The following is an 18,515-nucleotide window of genomic DNA, read 5'->3' as shown; positions in this document are numbered from 1 at the left end:
TCTTTATATTCATTTTTGTTCCAAAATTTTCATTAGCATATTTAACACCTTGTTGGAATCCCCAGTTAAACTTTTGAGGTGCTGGTATTTCCATACCACCTATAAATCCTAGTTCTCCTTCTTTTAATTGAAGTGCTGTTGCAACACCAGCTAAGAATCCTGCTTCTTGTTCAGCAAAGAATATAGCCACTGTATTATCAGCTACAACTGGTTTAAAGTCTCCACTATGTGGATTACCATCTATTATTACAAATTTGGCATCTTTATATTTATCTTGTGCTTTAAATACAGCTGTTTCAAATTTAAATCCAGGAGTAACTATAAATTTATATCCTGTATCATAAAGATTTCCTATTTCTTTCATATAGTCAGCTTCTGTTGTTCCTGATGGCTTTAAATAATTAGCATCTATTTTTAGATCTGTTTGTGCCTTCTTTATACCTTCCCAAGTACCTTGGTTAAATGACTTATCATCTATAGTTCCTGCATCAGTAACCATACCTACTTTTAAGTCCTTTTCTTTTGCTGCTCCATCTGATTTATTGCCACAACCTACTAAACCAGTTATCATAAGCGCTGATAGTGCTAAAGCTATTGCTCTTTTTTTCATGTTAAAAATCCCCCTTAGACTTTTGTAATTTAGTTGTTATAATTTTTTTAAAAGGTTTCCATATAGAAACTTTTAAAAAAATTATACAATATATAGTTCGTAAATACAATATTTTTCTAAATATTATTTTCATTATTAGACAAATTTATCCATAATGATTAACCTTTTCAAATATTTTTTATGAAATTTATTCTTAATATTGTAAAAAATAAAACTAACTATACGAATTATATCGACTTTATAATTCATAATTTTCGATTATCTTTTAGGAATTTCATATTATTTTAGTCTCCCATCTAAAAACAAATTGATTGACCTTATTTTAAAAATTCGCTAAATATACTTTTAAAAGCTTCTATATCCATAGGAGACATTCTAATTCTTTTTAATGAGTACATACCATCAGAAGCTTTTGATATTCCAACTTCTGTTGTAACAGCTGCTTTTATACCCAATTCTTTTTCTACTTCTATCGTTTCATCATCGTATCTACCAACTGGATAGCAAACAAATTTACTATCTACTCCAACTTTCTCTTTTAATGTATTAATCCCCTCTTTTATTATTGCAATTTTGTCTTCTCTTGGTATTTTAGTAAACTCAATATGTCTAGAGGTATGATTCTCTATTCCCATTCCATCCTTATGCATTTCTTTTAGCATATTAGAATTCATATACCAACCATCAACATCAGTTTTGTCAGTTATTATAAAAAAAGTAGCCTTCATACCATGTTCTTTTAATATTCTGTAAGCCTCTGTATAATTGTCTGCATATCCATCATCAAAAGTTATTGCTACTGGCTTTTCAGGAACTTTACCTGTATTAAAGGATTCTACGACACCTTCTAACAGCATAGGTGTAAATCCATTTTCCTTAAGCCATTTGACTTGTCCTTCAAACTGACTTATTGGCACTAGTAAGTTATTATTAGGATCGGTATCCGCTATAGAATGATACATTAATATAGGTATTCTTACATCGTTCACATTTAAATTTACATAATTAATTTTATTCTTTTCTTCTATTTTAGTATTTTCTTCTTCAATATTTTTATTTGTTTCTTCATTAGAATTCTTATTATTCTTTTCTACACTTACTGTATTATTATCAGCACTAAACTTATAATTTCTTATAAATGCTATTCCAAATCCTATGACTAGTATCACTACTAAAGCTGTAGTTAATTTCATTATTTTTTTCATAATATTATATTCCCCTCTTTCCTATATATTTTGAATATATATTGATAGGAATAATTTGTCAATAATTCTATTTATAATTGTTTCTTTTTTTTTAACACTTTCTAATTTTTCCTTTAATCATTGTTAATAATATATTATTTTTGTATAATTAATCTAAACTAATATTAAGGAGTGTTTTTGTTGTTTGGATATGTGACTCCTCTTAAATCAGAACTTAAAGTGAAGGATTTTACAAAATTTAGAAGTTATTACTGTGGATTATGTTTTCAACTTAAAAATAGTGCTGGAAACATACCTAGAGCAGTATTAAACTATGATATGACTTTTTTAGCAATACTTATAGATTCTTTATCAATAAAAGAACCTAATATTGAAATTAAGCGATGCATTGCTCATCCTACTGATAAAAAACCTGTAATTATAGAAAATGATGCATTGCATTATGCTGCAGCCATGAATTTAACACTTTTTTATCACAAAGTAAAAGATGATATTCAAGATGATAATAATATTAAAAGTAAGGTTGTAGAAAGAATACTTTATCCTTATCAAAAAAAAATTAATAAATCTATAGATAATATAAATAAGATAATCAAGAAAAATCTTCTAGTATTAACTGACTTAGAAAATAATAAAAACTTTTCATCTATAGATGAAATATCTCATCCATTTAGTGATATAGTTGGAAGTATTTTAAAAGAATATCCAAATAAGCTTATTGATGACTCTACTGAGTTAAGAAATAATCTTTATAGACTTGGATACACCTTAGGAAAGTGGATATATCTTATTGATGCATTAGACGATTTAAAAGATGATATATTAAATAAAAAATTTAATCCAATAAACTTCTTATTTAATGACAATAATCAATCCTATGATGATTTAATTCCTTTAATTCAAGAAAGATTAGAATTTACGATTTTAAACTGTTCATACAATTGTAAAGACCTACTTTCAAAACTACCTTTAAAGAGGAATGAAGATATACTTAAAAATATTTTAGAATTAGGTATGATGGATAAATATATTGGTATTTTAAATAATACAAGCGAAGATAAAAGGAGTGACTATAATAATGAATCCATATGAGGTACTAGGACTTAAACCTGGAGCAAGTCAAGAAGAAATAAAAAAGGCTTATAGAAGTCTTATTAAGCAATATCATCCAGATCAATATGGAGATAACCCCCTTAAAGATTTAGCAGAAGAAAAAATGAGAGAAATAAATTCCGCTTATGATGAATTAACAAAAAATCCAAATAACTCTTATCAAAATTCTAATTCACAAAACTATAATTCATCATATAATAATGGATCATCTAATGACAGTTATATGTTTTCAGAAGTAAGAAGACTTATTCAAATGGGTAATTTTCAAGAAGCAGAAAATAGACTAAATGGTATGTCTAACAGAAATGCTGAATGGAATTTTCTTTATGGAGTATTATTAACTAACAAAGGATGGTTTGATGGAGGCCTTAAACATATTCAAACTGCAGTAAATATGGACCCAAACAATTTTGAATATAGACAAACCCTAAACTCTCTTCATCAAAGAACTAGATCATATAGTAATAATTACTATAGAACAACTGGCGGGAATACAGCTAGCGCATGTGACTGTTGTATCAATCTTTGGTGTTTAGACTCAATTTGTGAATGTATGGGTGGAGATCTTATAGGGTGTTGCTAGCATTGTAAATTATTAAATGGTGGTGTTTTAAATTATGAAATCAAAAGAAATTGCTCTAAGTGCTGTCTTAGTAGCACTCACTAGCATAATTTTATATTTAAATTTGCTAATTCCCATAAACACATTAAGCATCCTTACATTAGCTTCATTTATTATTCCAATTGCAATGATAAGAGGTTCAATAAAAAGTGCTTTTTTAGTGTACATCGCCTCTACAATAATAGGTTTTTTCTTTTTACCAATTAATATAGTTCTATTATACGGAATATTCTTTGGAGTATATGGAATAGTAAAATGCTATATAGAAAAATTAAATAAGTTGTATTTAGAAATAATATTTAAATTATTATTTTTTAATGCTATTTTATTCATCTTGTTATTTTTGTTTAATACTTTTCTTTCAACAGAAATAATAAAACTACCATTATGGTTGATATATGTTGTTTCACAACCTGCATTTTTAATATTTGATTATGCATTAACATTACTTATTTCATTTTATATGCAAAAAGTACACAATAAAATTTAAAATAAAAAAGTAGACATATGTAAGTTTAATTACAAACTGAATATAAGGATAGTATTAAACAAGGCTGATTTAAGTAAAACCAGCCTTGTTTATTTTAATCTATTAATGAAAATAACACTTCAAAAGCACCTTCAATTATTTCTCCTACAACAGATATTAATCTCTCTGTTGCTTTTCTCTTTTTAGAGCTTTCTACTTTTAATTTTTTAGATTCTTCAATATACTTATTTATATTTTCAATATCTGAATTATACACATATGCATCTTCATATGACTTAACTTCTCTATACAAGATAGTGTTTTCATAGTTATCCAAAATACCATCCCCCCATCATTATTTACCCTTACTCATTCTAATAAAATACCATTTAACTAAATTACAACACATATCAATTGCTATATATTTTTTTACTTAATACTAATATAAACTATAATACTAATAAATATAAAGAATATATTTATTTAATAAAAATATACGAAAAGTTTATAATTAAAAGATTTTATTTTGTTATTATCTCTTTTCCAAAAGGCATTAGAGATAATTTGGCTAGTTTTAAAGATTGTTTAGCAAATGGTATTCCTATTATTGTTATGCACAAAAGGAAAGCACTTATTAAATTCGCTATACATAATTCTATACCACCAAATAATATCCAAAAAATATTTAAAACAATATTTACTCCACTATCATTTTTAGTAACTACTTCTTTCCCAAATGGAGCGAATTGCAAGCTAGCCAGCTTAAAACATTGCATTCCTACTGGAATTCCTGCTATAGTAATACACCAAACTACTCCAGCAAAAAGCCAAGCTAAAGCATTAATAAACCCTCCAAAAATAATCCAAATTAAATTTCCTAAACATGACATTAAAAATTCCTCCTTTTTTAAAATTCCTAAATAGCTATAGACTATAAGCTTAGTTGTCTTATAATTTGTAGGTTTGAATTACACTTGTCCACTTTTAAGAATTTTAAGTAAGTATCTATAAAATTATCTAATAAATTGATTTATAGATACTTGCTCTCTTATTTAATTATTTCCTAACTGGACCAATGCACAATTTTCTATTGCTACTATTGAGTTTTCAATGCAATACTTTAATATTTCTTCACTTTCAGCACCAGGTTGTATTAGAACATTTTTTATTCCTAATTCATTAGCTTCTTTAATAAAGTTTATTCCAAGCTTAGCATTTATACATAAGTCCATAGCATCTATTTTATATGGTACTTCTTTTAAGCTAGTATATATTTCATTTCCTCCTTTAGGGTGAACACCACTAACAATATATCCTTTGCTTTTAAATTTATTTAATATTTTATAAGCATACTTAGACTCATTAGATACATCTCCTACAACTACCCAATTTTTTAATTTAATCATTTCATTTATATTCATAAAGCTACCTCCTATATAGGTTATTTTTTCATATGAACCTTTACAATATCATAACTTAATATATGATTAATATATCCATTTGCTAATTTTTAATTACTTTTTCTATTATATTATATTTAATTAATTGATTCTAGTTGTTGACTTATATTGTAATAAAATATATAATTGTGTATAAATTATATATTTACTGCTTTGAATAGGAGTAGTACTATAACTTTCAACCTTAAGAGAGCTGTTGATTGCTGCAAAACAGTGGTTGAATTATAGGAACTTGCCTAGGAGCTTACTTGTTAAAAGCAAGTACGGGAAACGCCGTTATAGATTTGAGTGAGAAAAATATTTATTTTTCTAATAAGAGTGGTACCGCGAATATGTCCTTCGTCTCTTAATTGAGATGAAGGGCTTTTTTTATATTATTTTTTATTTTTAAAGGAGGAATTATTGTGGCTAATTATGGAACTTCCATTGATAAGAAATGGCAAGATAAATGGGAAGAAACAAATCTTTATAAATTTGACCCAAATAAAGAAGGAGAAAAACTTTATGTTTTAGAGATGTTCTCTTATCCTTCTGGTAGCCAATTACACGCTGGTCACTGGTTTAACTATGGACCTGTTGATTCATGGGCTAGACTTAAAAGAATGCAAGGATATAATGTATTTCAACCAATGGGATTTGATGCATTTGGACTTCCTGCTGAAAACTATGCAATAAAAACTGGAATTCATCCAAAGGATTCAACAGAAAAGAATATAGAAACTATGGAAAAACAACTAAGAGCTATGGGAGCTATGTTTAACTGGGATAATGAAGTAATAACTTGTAATCCTGACTATTATAAATGGACTCAATGGGTATTTTTAAAACTATATGAAAAAGGCTTAGCTTACAGAAAGAAAGCTCCAGTAAACTGGTGTCCATCATGTAATACAGTTTTAGCTAATGAACAAGTTCTTGAAGGTTCTTGTGAAAGATGTTCAACTGAGGTAACAAAAAAAGATTTAACTCAATGGTTCTTAAAGATAACTGACTATGCTGATGAGCTATTAGAAAAATTAGATACTTTAGATTGGCCTGAAAAAACTGTTGCAATGCAAAAACACTGGATTGGTAAATCTACTGGTGCAGAAGTTACATTTAAAGTTAAAGATTCTAATATTGAATTTGATGTATTTACTACAAGAGTTGACACACTAAACGGAGTTACTTATGTTGTATTAGCTCCTGAAAATTCATTAGTTGATGAACTTACTCTTCCAGAATACAAGGATACTGTTGAAAACTATAAAAATGAAGCTAAAAAGCAATCCGATATAGAAAGACAATCTTTATCAAGAGAAAAAACTGGAGTCTTTACAGGATCTTACGCTATAAATCCTATAAATGGAAAAGAGGTTCCTATTTGGATTGGGGATTATGTATTAGCAACTTATGGAACCGGAGCTGTAATGGCTGTTCCTGCTCATGATGAAAGGGATTATGCATTTGCTACAAAGTTTAACTTATCAATAGAAAGAGTAATAACTAGCAAAGATGGTAATGATGCTGAACTACCTTATTGCGAATATGGTGTATTGGTTAATTCCGGAGAATTTGATGGATTAACTACTGAAGAAGCTAAAGAAAAAATAATTGATAAATTATCTTCTATGAAGCTTGGAAGTGCTAAAGTCAATTATAGACTAAGAGACTGGTTGGTATCTAGACAAAGATATTGGGGTGCACCAATTCCTATGATTCACTGTGACCACTGTGGAACTGTTCCTGTACCTGAAAATCAATTACCTGTAGAACTTCCATATAATGTTGAGTTTACTCCAGATGGAAAATCGCCACTAGCAAAATGTGATGAATTCATAAACACAACTTGTCCTAAATGTGGAAAACCAGCAAAAAGAGAAGCTGATACTTTAGATACATTTGTTTGTTCTTCTTGGTATCAATTAAGATATCCTGACAATAAAAACTCTGAAAAGGCTTTTGATAAAGATCTTATTAATAAAATACTTCCAGTAGATAAATATGTAGGCGGCCCAGAACACGCTTGTATGCATTTATTATATTCTAGATTTATAACTAAAGCTTTAAGAGATATGGGATATTTAGATTTTGATGAACCATTTAAGTCATTAACTCACCAAGGATTAATTCTTGGTCCAGACGGATTAAAAATGAGTAAATCAAAGGGTAATACAATTTCTCCAAATGACTATATATCTCAATATGGTTCAGATGTATTTAGAATGTATTTAATGTTTGGATTTGCTTATATCGAAGGTGGAGCTTGGAGTGATGATGGACTTAAATCTGTTGCTAGATTTGTAGATAGAATTGAAAGATACTTAGATATAGCTAGAGAAGCTATTGAAAAAGGTGAAAATAATAAGACTACTATAGATAAAGCAGAAAAGGAATTAAACTTCTGGTTACACAATTCAATTAAGGGTGTTACTGAAGATGCTGAAAAACTTCAATTTAATACTGCAATTGCAAGAATGATGGAGTTTATAAATGCTTTCTCTAAATATCTTCAAGAAGATATTAAAAATTTAGATTTCTTAAAAAAGAGCTGCATAGATTTCTTAAAAATCCTTGCACCATTTGCACCTCACTTTGCTGAAGAGCAATGGAGTTTACTAGGTTTAGATTTCTCTATCTTTAACGAAGCTTGGCCAAAATATGATCCTAAAGCCTTAATTAAAGATGAAGTTGAAATAGCTATTCAAGTTAACGGTAAAATTAAAGCTAAGATAAATGTTTCAACTGATCTAAATGAAGAAGGAATTAAAGCTGCTTCATTAGAAAATGAAATCATAATTTCTGCTACTGAAGGTAAAACTATAGTTAAAGTTATAGTTATAAAGGGTAGACTTGTAAATATAGTTGTTAAATAACTTAAAGGGTAAAGTATTTAAAATACTTTACCCTAAATTTTTCTCTTTATTATATTTTTTTAATGTTATATAAACTAATACAGTTGCTACTAAAGTAATAATTAACCTTATAAAATTTTCTTCTATATTTATTAAATCATAGCTTATTAATGCTTCTAGTGCTATTGATGGAACCTTTCCGAAGAATGTTGCAATAACAAAAATAAATTTATTAACATTACTAATGGAAGCAGCTAATGTCACAAAACCTGATGGTATAAATGGAATTAATCGCCCTTCAAATATCAAAAAACCTATTCTATGACCTTTTCCTTCTATAATAGCCTTCAACAATTTATTTTTATCCTTCAATCCTTCTATCTTCTTTTTAAATCCTAGTCTATATAAAATAAAGCTCACATATCCTCCTATTGTTTCACCTATTAAAGAAACAATAAAACCTTCAAGTGGTCCAAAAAATGCTATATTAGCTCCTGTAATAAAAATTGATGGAACTACCCCAAGTAATGCTATAATTGTACTCATAAATATAGATATTATTATAGCAAAGTTACTATATTCACTAAATATACTTATTATATTATCTAAACTAAACATGATATTTATCCTTAACTATCATCTGTAATAAATTTATATATTTCCTATAACTATAACCATTATAATTTATAAATTATTAATACTAAGTTATTAATTTCTACTCTAGTACTTTTTTAAATTCTTCTAATATCTCGCTTACTAATTTTTCATCTAACTGTCTATAGTAGGGCAATAAATTTGAATCTTGAAAAGCAACAAATATTTTTTTACTCATTTCCATCCAAGTTTCTGGTATATATACCCAAACTATTTCTTCATATCTACAGCTTAATAAAAAATGTTCTACTCCCCAAAATATATATTCATTTATATTATGTATTTCATTAAATTTTATATAATCATCAACTACTTTTTTAGTTAACTTATATTCATATATATCAACATAGAAGAAATCAAAACTTTCCTTCTTCGTTTTATAAGCATCTTCATTTATTATTATTATCTTAGAGTTATTTTTGAAACTTAAATTATATAAATCTATAATATCTTTTTCCTTTTCGTAAACTACGACTTTTTCTACATCCTTCTTTTTAGCTAATTCTTGTACAACATATCCAAGTCCTAATCCAACTACTCCAACAATACCTTTTGCATATTTTATAAACATATATGAACTTTCTATTTCTAATGGTGAGACTTTCATCCAAATGTTATTAGGTCCATATAATTCTAAAAGACTTAAATTTAACTTTTCATGTTTATTATACATATATCCATCAATATAATCTTTTTCTTTGTCAGTACTTTTTATTTCAAAATTTCCAATTTTTCCCAAAGATATAGCGTTATTATATTCTTTTATTTTATCTATTATATATGTCTTATCATATGGCTTCAAAATAATACTTCCCTTCTGTATGAAACTTTACTATATTACACATACTATTTTATGTAAAGTTAAAATTTTATATTATAATACTTATATATTATTTTAATATATATACTCATAATGTTTCTATTAAATATTATATTGACAATAAATAGTAATGACAATAACTATTTATTAAAATTTACTATTTTTTATATTAAAAAACACTTGATATTTAAATGTACTGTGTTATACTAATGATATAAATTATCATTTAACAATAGAAGGTGAATAATATGGATAAAATATTAATAAGTGAAGAAGCATACAAAGAATTTAAAGGATTCTTAGACGAGAATGAAGTTGAAAACTATAGCATAAGAATTAACTTAGCTGGTTTTGGTTGTAGCGGTCCTGCTTTCAACATATCTGTTGATGAAGCAAAAGAAGGAGATGTTACTCAAAAAATTAACGATATTACTTTTGTAGTAGAAGAAAAACTTGTTGATGAATTCGGAGGATTCAAATTACTTTCAACTGAAGAAAATGATGGTAGAGGCTTATCATTAAAACCAGTTATAGAAGTTGAAGGCGGATGCGGATCATGTGGTGGCGGATGCCACTAATCTAGTAATCTAATTGATTAGATTCTTAAAAAGTGTTATGCTTTAACATAAAAAAAGCTGTATTATTAATTTAATACAGCTTTTTTACTCTTTAGGAAATTATATTTTTATATTTATTGTAAATAACTTTTGTAATATACTTAGTTATTAAAGTTATCTCCTAAAGAGTAAAAATATGAATATAGTGCGCGTGCAAGATTTTCCTCAGGCAAGCTTCGGAAATGCACATGCGCTAAAAAAAGTCTACGGCTCGACAGGCTCGCCTTGGCGACTTTTTTATTTAGCTTTACCAAGCTAATATTTCAGCACCATCTTCTGTTACTAACACGGTGTACTCCCACTGTGCTGAGTATCCACCATCCTCTGTTAAAACAGTCCACTCATCATCTTCATCTACAAAAACTTCATAAGTTCCTTCATTAATCATTGGTTCTATTGTAAATATCATTCCTGGAACAAGTATCATTCCTTCTCCTCTTTTGCCGTAATGACTTACAAAAGGATCTTCATGGAATTTTAATCCTACTCCGTGTCCTCCAAAAGCTCTTACTACCGAAAATCCATTAGCTTCTGCATGCTCTTGTATAACAGCTCCTATATCACCTAAGAATCCCCATGGCTTAACAGCTTCAAATCCTTTTTCTAAGCACTCCTTTGCAACTTTAACCAGCTTTGAATCCTTTTCTGTAACATTACCTATCTTATACATTCTTGAAGCATCCGAATAATATCCATTATAAATAGTTGATACATCTACATTTACTATATCTCCATCTTGTAATACTTCATCATCACTAGGAATTCCGTGACATACAACATCATTGATAGAAACACAAACACTCTTAGGAAATCCCCCATAATTTAATGGTGCAGGTATTGCTCCACTATTTACTGTAAATTCATGAACTATCTTATTTATTTCTTCTGTTGTCATTCCTACCTTAATATTTTTCTCTACTAAATCTAATACTGCATTATTAATTTTAGCACTTTCTTTTATTCCTTCTATTTGCCCTGAATTTTTTATTAAATCTCTAGTTGGTACTTCAAATCCTTCAGATTTAAGTAGCTCTAATTTTTCATCAAATTCAATATGACACTTTTTGTACTTCTTTCCACTTCCACACCAACATTGATCATTTCTATTTAAATTCATATTAAACCTCCTAAAAATTTCATACTCATAATGTATTCATTATTATCTATTATAACTATTTTATATGCTATTATTACACTCTAAGTGTACTTATAATTTAAATAAGTTATATTAAATAATATTATTTATTATTATCTATAATATAACTATATCATACTTTTCTAATTATAGAGAAAAAATCAAATAAAAAAGTGAACATATATAAGTTTACTTTTTCCGTCGCTCTGCTCCAAGTCAACGCAAACTTACATATGTTCACTTCCAAACTAAAGGTAAGGAAAGTATAAAATAAATCTACTTTTCTAAATCAAATTGCTAAAATCCTTATATATTAACATTTTCAAAATTTTAGACTTTTATACTTTTCTAAAGAGTATTTTTAAAACTATCTTTTTATAGTAAATTCATAATTTAAATACGGTTCAATTATAGAGTTCATCCCTTTTAGAATATCTATCCAATAATTTTTCTTTATTGTTTCTATTTCTTTATCTTCTTCTTTAATATTGTTAAAATTTTTATTGTTAAACTCTTTATAAAACTCATCAATTTGCTGAGACATATTACTCATAGCTACAAAGTTATCTAAAGCTTCTCCATCTAATACAAGTTTTTCATAATGATTATTCATTTGAATATTTAAATATTCAAATAATAAACTTTCAATTCTTGAATAAACTTCATTTGGTGTTTCTATTGAGGTTTTTGATTTTTTATTTATAGATATAATCTCTTCTTTTCTGTAATCTCCATATTTTGACCATAAATTTGTAAATGCTTCAGATATTGCACTATAATTTTCATATAACGAAAGTAACTCTTCATTACTAATACTTCCTGCTTTTATACATTGATTTAATGTATTTAATGCACCTTCATTTCTACTTCTTATTTCTTCAACACTTCTATATGTTTCTTTTCCTATTAATATTTTATAACGCGAATTCATCGCAGATGTGTAAACGTTTATAACCAAACTGGTAAGAAGTATAATTATTATAAAAAGAATACTATTATTTTTACTTATTTTATAAGACCTCATAACACACCCCCACATTTTTATATTATATCATAATTCATTATATAATTCTACTATTGATATACTTGTACAAATATTAAAAGGTAGCATACTGAATAGTAAGCTACCTAAAAATATCTTCCATGCTCTTGTTGATACTCTTTAATCATATCCAATCCCGTAGTGCCACCCTCACCTTTTTCAGATCTTCCTTCTATTCTTTTTATCTCTCCATAGGCTCTAGATAAGGATAAATCTTCATCTCCAGTTAGGACCCAAATGGTATTTGAATTAAAAGGTCTAACTTCAAGTTCTTTTTCTCCAACACCATCAGTAAAATATATAAGAGCATGATTTCTTAGTTTGTTATCTCTTATATATTTAAATACAGGTGAAAATTTAGTAGATCCAACATTAGAAGTTCTTTTCTTTATATCATTTTTTGATTTTATTTCATAAACTCTTCTTATCTCATTGTCACATTCAATTACTGTAATTTTATTAGTTCTTGTTTTTGTTATTTCTAATATCTCAATCATAATTTTGTGAACTTCTTCTTCACTCATAGAAGCACTTATATCTATTGCAATTATAACTTCTGGAATACTATTGGGTAATGTACCTCTTATATCTAACCTTTCTGGTTGTCTTCTATTTCTTCTTGTTACTGTCTTCTTTTCTCCAGCTCTAAGAGATGGAATTATCTTTTTTAATGCTTCTTGCCATGATATTTCTGCCTTCTCCGTATAAGCTTTAATAATTGCTTCAATATCCTTTGGTGCATTCCCCTTAAAAGAACTTATAGCAACCTTCTTAGTCATATCTTTTATAGAATCGTAATTTAGGTTACTTTCTTCCCATACATCATGAGCTTTTGATATATCAATCATTTCTCCAATAGACCTATCATCTGATTTCACATTTGTTGACAGCTTTGCTTTTATTGCTTTTTCTATTCTTTCTGCATATATTTCGATAGTATTATCTTCCTTAAGCTCTAAATTATATTCTTTATTTACTATCTCTATTTTAAAACTATCCATTGGTAAACTTTTAATAAATTGATTAATAGAAATATCTAAAGCTAAATTTACAGCAGTAGTAGTATATTTATTCTTAAGATCTCTTTCTCTTTGATGATGACCATACATTATATGATATATTTCATGTTTAAAAAGTGCTTCCATCTCTTTTTTATCACACATTAAAAACAATATGGGATTAAAATACATTTTAAATCCTTGCATTTTAGGTATAGTAGCTAAAGGCCATGTTATATTAAATCTAACACTTCTTTCAATCTTCACCAAAAATTGTCCAAAGAAACTGTCTTCACCGTCTAACATATCTATAACTACAGATTCTACTAATGAAAAAAACTCTCTTTCAAAGCTACTATTTAATATACCAGTTTCTTTTATATCTAAAGCTTGTTTTAATAAATTATTTCGTTTATCTTCAAATAGCATATATAATCATTCCTTACTCAAAAATATTAAAGAATGCATCTAAGAATGTATCTTCATCTAATAAATCATTATATAACTCTTCAGTGGAATCACTTTTAATTTCTTTCATTATTCCAAGTCTTAAATCCTTTGGATAACAAGTTATCAAGTCACCAAATAATTTTTTATTATTATCTGTATTATTTTCCTCTAAATACCTTAAAGAATTCTTAGCTAGAATATACAATCTTGAATGACTTTCTTTTCTTATTTCATCTTTTAATTCTATTGGTAAAATAATATATGAAAATAAATCTTCTGGTTTAATTAAAGGATTTTTTACATTTTTTATATAATTTATAAAATCTGTTGCTATACTTACTCCTACATTACCTTTGACTACATTATAAAATATGTCAGTTGAATACTTATTATTATTTTTAACATAAATATTATAAGCCTTAGCCACTCTCTCCCAGCTTCTTGGAGTTGACTTTATAGATTCCTTTGAATTTGGAGTGCTTAAATACTCAGGAAATGTTGATAAGAATTCAATTATATGGTCATGTATATTTCCATCATTACTCATAGCCCATTTAATCCACTCTTTAATATCAGAACTTAACTCTATCCAAACGAATCTATCCTCTTGTGCTCTATCCATATCCACAACTTGATAATCACTATCTTCAAATCCATCATATTTATTAGATGGGTTCATAGCTGCTACTATTTTTACATTATCAGCTAATTTATATCCATTTATTTCTCTATTTAATATTAGATTCATAAGTTCTTGTTGTACTGCATGCTCACACCTGTTTAACTCATCAATGAATAATAGCACACCATTGTACTCATTATCTCTTATTGCTTCTTCTACTTCTATAAGTTTATAATGTGTTGCATATTTAGTTCTTCCATTTTCAACTAAAGGAAGCCCTCCAATTTCACCTTCTTTTAAAAGATTTGCATCTATATTTACTAAATGATAATTATCACTTTTACATATTTTTTTAACTAATGAAGTTTTACCTATCCCAGCTTCACCTATTATTAAAGGAACATTTCCTGATTCTAAAACCAAATCTATAGTACTTATAGCTTCTGAAAATTTCATATTATCACCTCTTGCTGCCTTATCTTGAAAGTTTATAATCAACTAATAAAATTTTAGCTTTTTTACTTCCATATTCTCTTATAAAATTAATCTTATCCATTTCTAAAATTTCAAGTTCTAAGAAGTCCTTAATATATTTTTCATCTATAAGATCTTCTTTTACCTTATCTATCACCACATTAACTACAAATTCTACATCTATAGAATCATATACGTACTTAACAATTTTTATATTATCTCCAATTAGTATTCTTAATTCATCTAAATTAAAATCAATATAGTTAATTGCTTCTTCATTCCCTTTAACAGCTTCTCTCCTAGCCTCTAAGCTTGGATTATTTATAAATTTTATAGCTGCCCAATATTTATTTATAGCCTCAAGTTGTACCTTTTCTGATGGATCTTTAATATATTTTATTGCATCATAATCTTTAGATACAGCTCTTAATTGCATTTCCTCACTTGAATTATTTATAAATTGAATTGCCCAACCTTTTGCATTAATAGCTTCAAATTTAACTTTTTCTGTAGGATTTTTAATGTATTTAAGGGAATTCCATAATAATCTTACTGCTAATATAGCATTTTCTTCATCTAAATTTTCTATATACTCAACTGCTAATGGATTATTTTTAATAGCAGCTTCTTTAATTTTATAATTAGGATTTTCTATATATCTTATTGATAATCCATTTTTCTTAACAGCCTCAAGCATCAAATCTTCACTTGGATTTTCTATATGTCTTATATATAAAGGATTATCATATATTCTTTTTAAATCATTATTTTCCATTCTTTTTCCTTCCTTATCATTAAAGTTAATCTAAAAAATTAATAATTTCAAATTATATGTCTTTCGTTGTTAATTATATTATACTATATTTAATTAATAATTACTATTACTTGTACTTAATAATTATTATTATTTATAGAAGAATTTAAATTATGTTTTTAATATAACTCAAAAAAGGCAAAAGTATCTTAAAGAACTTTTGCCTTTTAAAATTTTATTTATTTACTTGCTTATTTATTTATGCTCATGATCTCTTATATGATTGATACAATAACATTTTTTACCAGAACATTTTGAACAATATCTAAACTCCATATTAGAATCGTCATTTTCTGTAATTCCGCATACTACACATTTGTGTAATATCTCTCTTTCTTTTACTTGAGCTTTAAATTTTTGTTGCCTATGATAATTTTTAGCTCCATTTTTACTTCCAGTAATTATATCCTTAGCAAAGAATAGAATAAAATTAATAACAGGGATCACCACTAATACCATTTGTCCTAAAGATCCAGCAAAAACAAAGTTTATTCCAATTAATATCCAATTAAATATAGCTATATATTTTACTTTTACAGGAATTATAAAAAATAATAATATTTTGAAATTAGGATATATTTTTGCAAAAGCTAAGAACAAAGAAAGATTAACATAAGATCCTGTTGCTTTAACTCCTGTTAAAAAGGACACTAATACAGTTGCTAACATACCTACTAAGTAGTAAATATTAAATTTAAATCCTCCCCATTCTTGCTCAAGGCCTGAACCTGCTAAATAGTAAAAGTATAATGAAAAAACTAACCAAAAAACAGATTTACTTTGTGGTACAAATATAAATGTTATTAGCCTCCATACTTCTCCATTCATTACCTTTTGTGGATCCAATACAATATTGTTTATTAGATTAATATCACCACTCATCATATTTAATGCATATATGAAAGCATTTCCTATTACTATAATAAGCATCAAATTTCTTATATAAAAATTTCCGAACTTTTTTTCTAATTTATTTAATAAATTCATAAATTAACACTTACTCCTTTATAGCTTATTTGTAACTATATATATTAAATCATCTATTGAAAATTCCTTATTCTTCATTACTATAGTTATCATATTACTAATTAAAAATGATGTTAACTTTCTAGTTTCTATATTAATAGTTATCTCTTTATTTTCTCTATGAAAATCTATTATTTCATCTACAATCAAATATAAGTGTTCTAATACGTCATATCTTTTACAATCATTAGAATTTTTATTATTTTTTATATTTTTTCCATTTTTAGTTAGTTCAAAAAATACTTCTTTATGGTATAATAAAAATTTTTCTAATCCTAAATATATTAACCGCATCTTTTCTTCAAATGCTATGTCTTTGTCTTTTACTTCTTCAAGCTCTTTAAGTATCTCTGTCCAAGTGTTATTAAATATTTCACTAACTAATGCCATTTTATTTTCAAAATAGTTATATACTGTTCCAAGTCCTATTTCACATCTATTAGCGAGTTCTCTCATACTAAAGTTATTATAACCCTGGCTTCTTAAAAGTGTATCCGCTTCTCTTAATATTGTTTCTCTTGGATTTTGTAATATTTTCGGCATGAAAACTCCCCCTTTATTACAGTTTATATCAATACTCTTATATTATCAACTGAGTGATCTCTTTTATTTCGCTTCCATTTATTTACATTTATGATTATGTTAAGTATAATTATATTATATTATTATAAGTTAAGAGGTATGTATTATGGAAAATCAAAAATTTGATATCGCATACAAAAGAAAAATCCTATATAAGCGAAAGAAAAGAAGACAATTAGTATTACGTATTTCTCTTATGTTTACTGGATTTTTCATACTTTCACTTATCCTACTATTAAACAATAAGTATAGTAATAATAACACTTATGTTAATAATAAAGTTACATCATCGTCTTCTAATGAAGATCCCTTTATAGTATGCATAGATCCTGGTCATGGCGATTGGGATACAGGAACTAAAGGGGTAACTGGTGTTCTAGAAAAGGATATAGCTTTAAACATCTCTTTGAAACTTGGAAAACTTCTTGAAACAAGTAAAGTGAAAGTAGTTTATACAAGAACAAACGACTCTCTTCCATGGCTAAAAACCGCTAATGATAGTTTAAAAGAAAGAATAAAAATACCAAAAGTATTTAATGCTGACTTGTTTATATCAATACACTGCAATAGTGATTCTAGTAATCCTGATTCAAAAGGATTAGAAACTTGGTATAAAGCTTCAAATGAAGAAAGTAAAAGTTTAGCCAATACTATACAAAATAAATTATCAAAATTAAAATATACAGATGACAGAGGCTTAAAAACTTATAAAAATAAAGATGATGCTCTTGCAGTTTTAGAATTAACTCCTAGTATTTCAGCATTGATAGAGTTAGGTTTTTTAAGTAATTCTTCTGATGAAGAATATCTAAAATCTGATAAAGGTCAAGAAGCTTGCGCAAAAGCTATAAGCGAAGCTATTTTAAATTATATTAAAAACAATAAAGAAGCTTTAATTAAGGATAATATACAATAATAGTTCAAAAACACTATAAATAATTTATCCATAGATTTTAAAAATATAATTA

General features: G+C 26.8%; 20 protein-coding genes and 1 other annotated feature. Of the genes, 6 read left to right on the top strand and 14 right to left on the bottom strand.

The features are described from left to right. Together ACYUEX_RS02985 and ACYUEX_RS02980 are read right to left on the bottom strand one after the other, a co-directional pair. A partial coding sequence (locus tag ACYUEX_RS02985) for a BMP family lipoprotein (protein ID WP_460286506.1) occupies positions 1-610 on the bottom strand: 610 nt, incomplete at its 3' end. Between the two features lie 317 nt (positions 611-927). Further along, positions 928-1,815 (bottom strand): polysaccharide deacetylase family protein, encoded by an 888-nt coding sequence (locus ACYUEX_RS02980; RefSeq protein WP_460286505.1) that lies wholly within the window; start codon positions 1,813-1,815, stop codon positions 928-930. A 180-nt stretch (positions 1,816-1,995) separates the two neighbouring features. Here ACYUEX_RS02980 and ACYUEX_RS02975 point away from each other — a divergent pair, with 180 nt between their 5' ends. The 3 genes from ACYUEX_RS02975 to ACYUEX_RS02965 are packed head-to-tail and all read left to right on the top strand — an operon-like array spanning position 1,996 to position 4,040. Further along, the gene (locus ACYUEX_RS02975) at positions 1,996-2,907 is read left to right on the top strand and encodes a DUF5685 family protein (protein ID WP_460286504.1); all 912 of its coding nucleotides are present in this window, start codon (positions 1,996-1,998) and stop codon (positions 2,905-2,907) included. After that, positions 2,894-3,511: a J domain-containing protein gene (locus tag ACYUEX_RS02970; protein WP_411170199.1), complete on the top strand. Its 618-nt coding sequence runs from the start codon at positions 2,894-2,896 to the stop codon at positions 3,509-3,511. Before ACYUEX_RS02975 ends, ACYUEX_RS02970 begins: the two co-directional genes overlap by 14 nt. A gap of 34 nt (positions 3,512-3,545) precedes the next feature. Further along, positions 3,546-4,040, top strand: a complete 495-nt coding sequence (locus ACYUEX_RS02965) for a hypothetical protein (protein ID WP_460286503.1) — start codon at positions 3,546-3,548, stop codon at positions 4,038-4,040. Between the two features lie 94 nt (positions 4,041-4,134). Here ACYUEX_RS02965 and ACYUEX_RS02960 read toward each other — a convergent pair whose 3' ends face one another. From ACYUEX_RS02960 to ACYUEX_RS02950, 3 genes are all read right to left on the bottom strand, one after another. Next, complete coding sequence (locus ACYUEX_RS02960; RefSeq protein ID WP_460286502.1) at positions 4,135-4,356, bottom strand: hypothetical protein; 222 nt, start codon at positions 4,354-4,356, stop codon at positions 4,135-4,137. A 184-nt stretch (positions 4,357-4,540) separates the two neighbouring features. Next, positions 4,541-4,909 carry a YccF domain-containing protein gene (locus tag ACYUEX_RS02955; protein WP_460286501.1) on the bottom strand — a complete coding sequence of 123 codons (369 nt, stop codon included), beginning with the start codon at positions 4,907-4,909 and terminating at the stop codon, positions 4,541-4,543. 162 nt (positions 4,910-5,071) lie between these two features. Further along, positions 5,072-5,440, bottom strand: a complete 369-nt coding sequence (locus tag ACYUEX_RS02950) for a CoA-binding protein (RefSeq protein WP_460286500.1) — start codon at positions 5,438-5,440, stop codon at positions 5,072-5,074. Between the two features lie 183 nt (positions 5,441-5,623). Further along, positions 5,624-5,829: a binding site (T-box leader), on the top strand. Positions 5,830-5,883: 54 nt separating this feature from the next. Between ACYUEX_RS02950 and leuS the strand changes: the two genes are divergently transcribed. Beyond that, entirely contained in the window at positions 5,884-8,334 is a 2,451-nt protein-coding gene (leuS, locus tag ACYUEX_RS02945) for a leucine--tRNA ligase (protein ID WP_460286499.1), read from the top strand. 27 nt (positions 8,335-8,361) lie between these two features. On the opposite strand, the gene ACYUEX_RS02940 is transcribed toward leuS, so the two are convergent. Together ACYUEX_RS02940 and ACYUEX_RS02935 are read right to left on the bottom strand one after the other, a co-directional pair. Beyond that, complete coding sequence (locus ACYUEX_RS02940) at positions 8,362-8,931, bottom strand: TVP38/TMEM64 family protein (RefSeq protein WP_460286498.1); 570 nt, start codon at positions 8,929-8,931, stop codon at positions 8,362-8,364. A 97-nt stretch (positions 8,932-9,028) separates the two neighbouring features. Then, positions 9,029-9,769, bottom strand: coding sequence for a hypothetical protein (locus ACYUEX_RS02935; RefSeq protein WP_460286497.1), 741 nt, complete (start codon positions 9,767-9,769; stop codon positions 9,029-9,031). A gap of 266 nt (positions 9,770-10,035) precedes the next feature. Between ACYUEX_RS02935 and ACYUEX_RS02930 the strand changes: the two genes are divergently transcribed. Continuing rightward, positions 10,036-10,365, top strand: coding sequence for a HesB-like protein (locus tag ACYUEX_RS02930; protein ID WP_460286496.1), 330 nt, complete (start codon positions 10,036-10,038; stop codon positions 10,363-10,365). Between the two features lie 286 nt (positions 10,366-10,651). On the opposite strand, the gene ACYUEX_RS02925 is transcribed toward ACYUEX_RS02930, so the two are convergent. From ACYUEX_RS02925 to ACYUEX_RS02895, 7 genes are all read right to left on the bottom strand, one after another. Beyond that, positions 10,652-11,521: a methionyl aminopeptidase gene (locus tag ACYUEX_RS02925; protein ID WP_460286495.1), complete on the bottom strand. Its 870-nt coding sequence runs from the start codon at positions 11,519-11,521 to the stop codon at positions 10,652-10,654. Positions 11,522-11,906: 385 nt separating this feature from the next. After that, positions 11,907-12,563: a hypothetical protein gene (locus tag ACYUEX_RS02920; RefSeq protein ID WP_460286494.1), complete on the bottom strand. Its 657-nt coding sequence runs from the start codon at positions 12,561-12,563 to the stop codon at positions 11,907-11,909. A 104-nt stretch (positions 12,564-12,667) separates the two neighbouring features. Next, positions 12,668-14,008, bottom strand: a complete 1,341-nt coding sequence (locus ACYUEX_RS02915) for a vWA domain-containing protein (RefSeq protein WP_460286493.1) — start codon at positions 14,006-14,008, stop codon at positions 12,668-12,670. A gap of 13 nt (positions 14,009-14,021) precedes the next feature. After that, positions 14,022-15,107, bottom strand: a complete 1,086-nt coding sequence (locus ACYUEX_RS02910; RefSeq protein WP_460286492.1) for an AAA family ATPase — start codon at positions 15,105-15,107, stop codon at positions 14,022-14,024. A 19-nt stretch (positions 15,108-15,126) separates the two neighbouring features. Next, entirely contained in the window at positions 15,127-15,900 is a 774-nt protein-coding gene (locus ACYUEX_RS02905) for a hypothetical protein (protein WP_460286491.1), read from the bottom strand. Positions 15,901-16,134: 234 nt separating this feature from the next. Beyond that, positions 16,135-16,926: a rhomboid family intramembrane serine protease gene (locus ACYUEX_RS02900; RefSeq protein ID WP_460286490.1), complete on the bottom strand. Its 792-nt coding sequence runs from the start codon at positions 16,924-16,926 to the stop codon at positions 16,135-16,137. 18 nt (positions 16,927-16,944) lie between these two features. Next, positions 16,945-17,508 carry a TetR/AcrR family transcriptional regulator gene (locus ACYUEX_RS02895; RefSeq protein ID WP_411170185.1) on the bottom strand — a complete coding sequence of 188 codons (564 nt, stop codon included), beginning with the start codon at positions 17,506-17,508 and terminating at the stop codon, positions 16,945-16,947. A gap of 145 nt (positions 17,509-17,653) precedes the next feature. Here ACYUEX_RS02895 and ACYUEX_RS02890 point away from each other — a divergent pair, with 145 nt between their 5' ends. Next, positions 17,654-18,463: an N-acetylmuramoyl-L-alanine amidase family protein gene (locus ACYUEX_RS02890; RefSeq protein WP_411170184.1), complete on the top strand. Its 810-nt coding sequence runs from the start codon at positions 17,654-17,656 to the stop codon at positions 18,461-18,463. Positions 18,464-18,515: the final 52 nt, after the last annotated feature.

This window comes from Clostridium sp. CTA-7 (assembly GCF_054768095.1).
The sequence above is the reverse complement of the archived record's forward strand: the minus strand, read 5'-3'. Positions and strand labels throughout refer to the sequence as shown.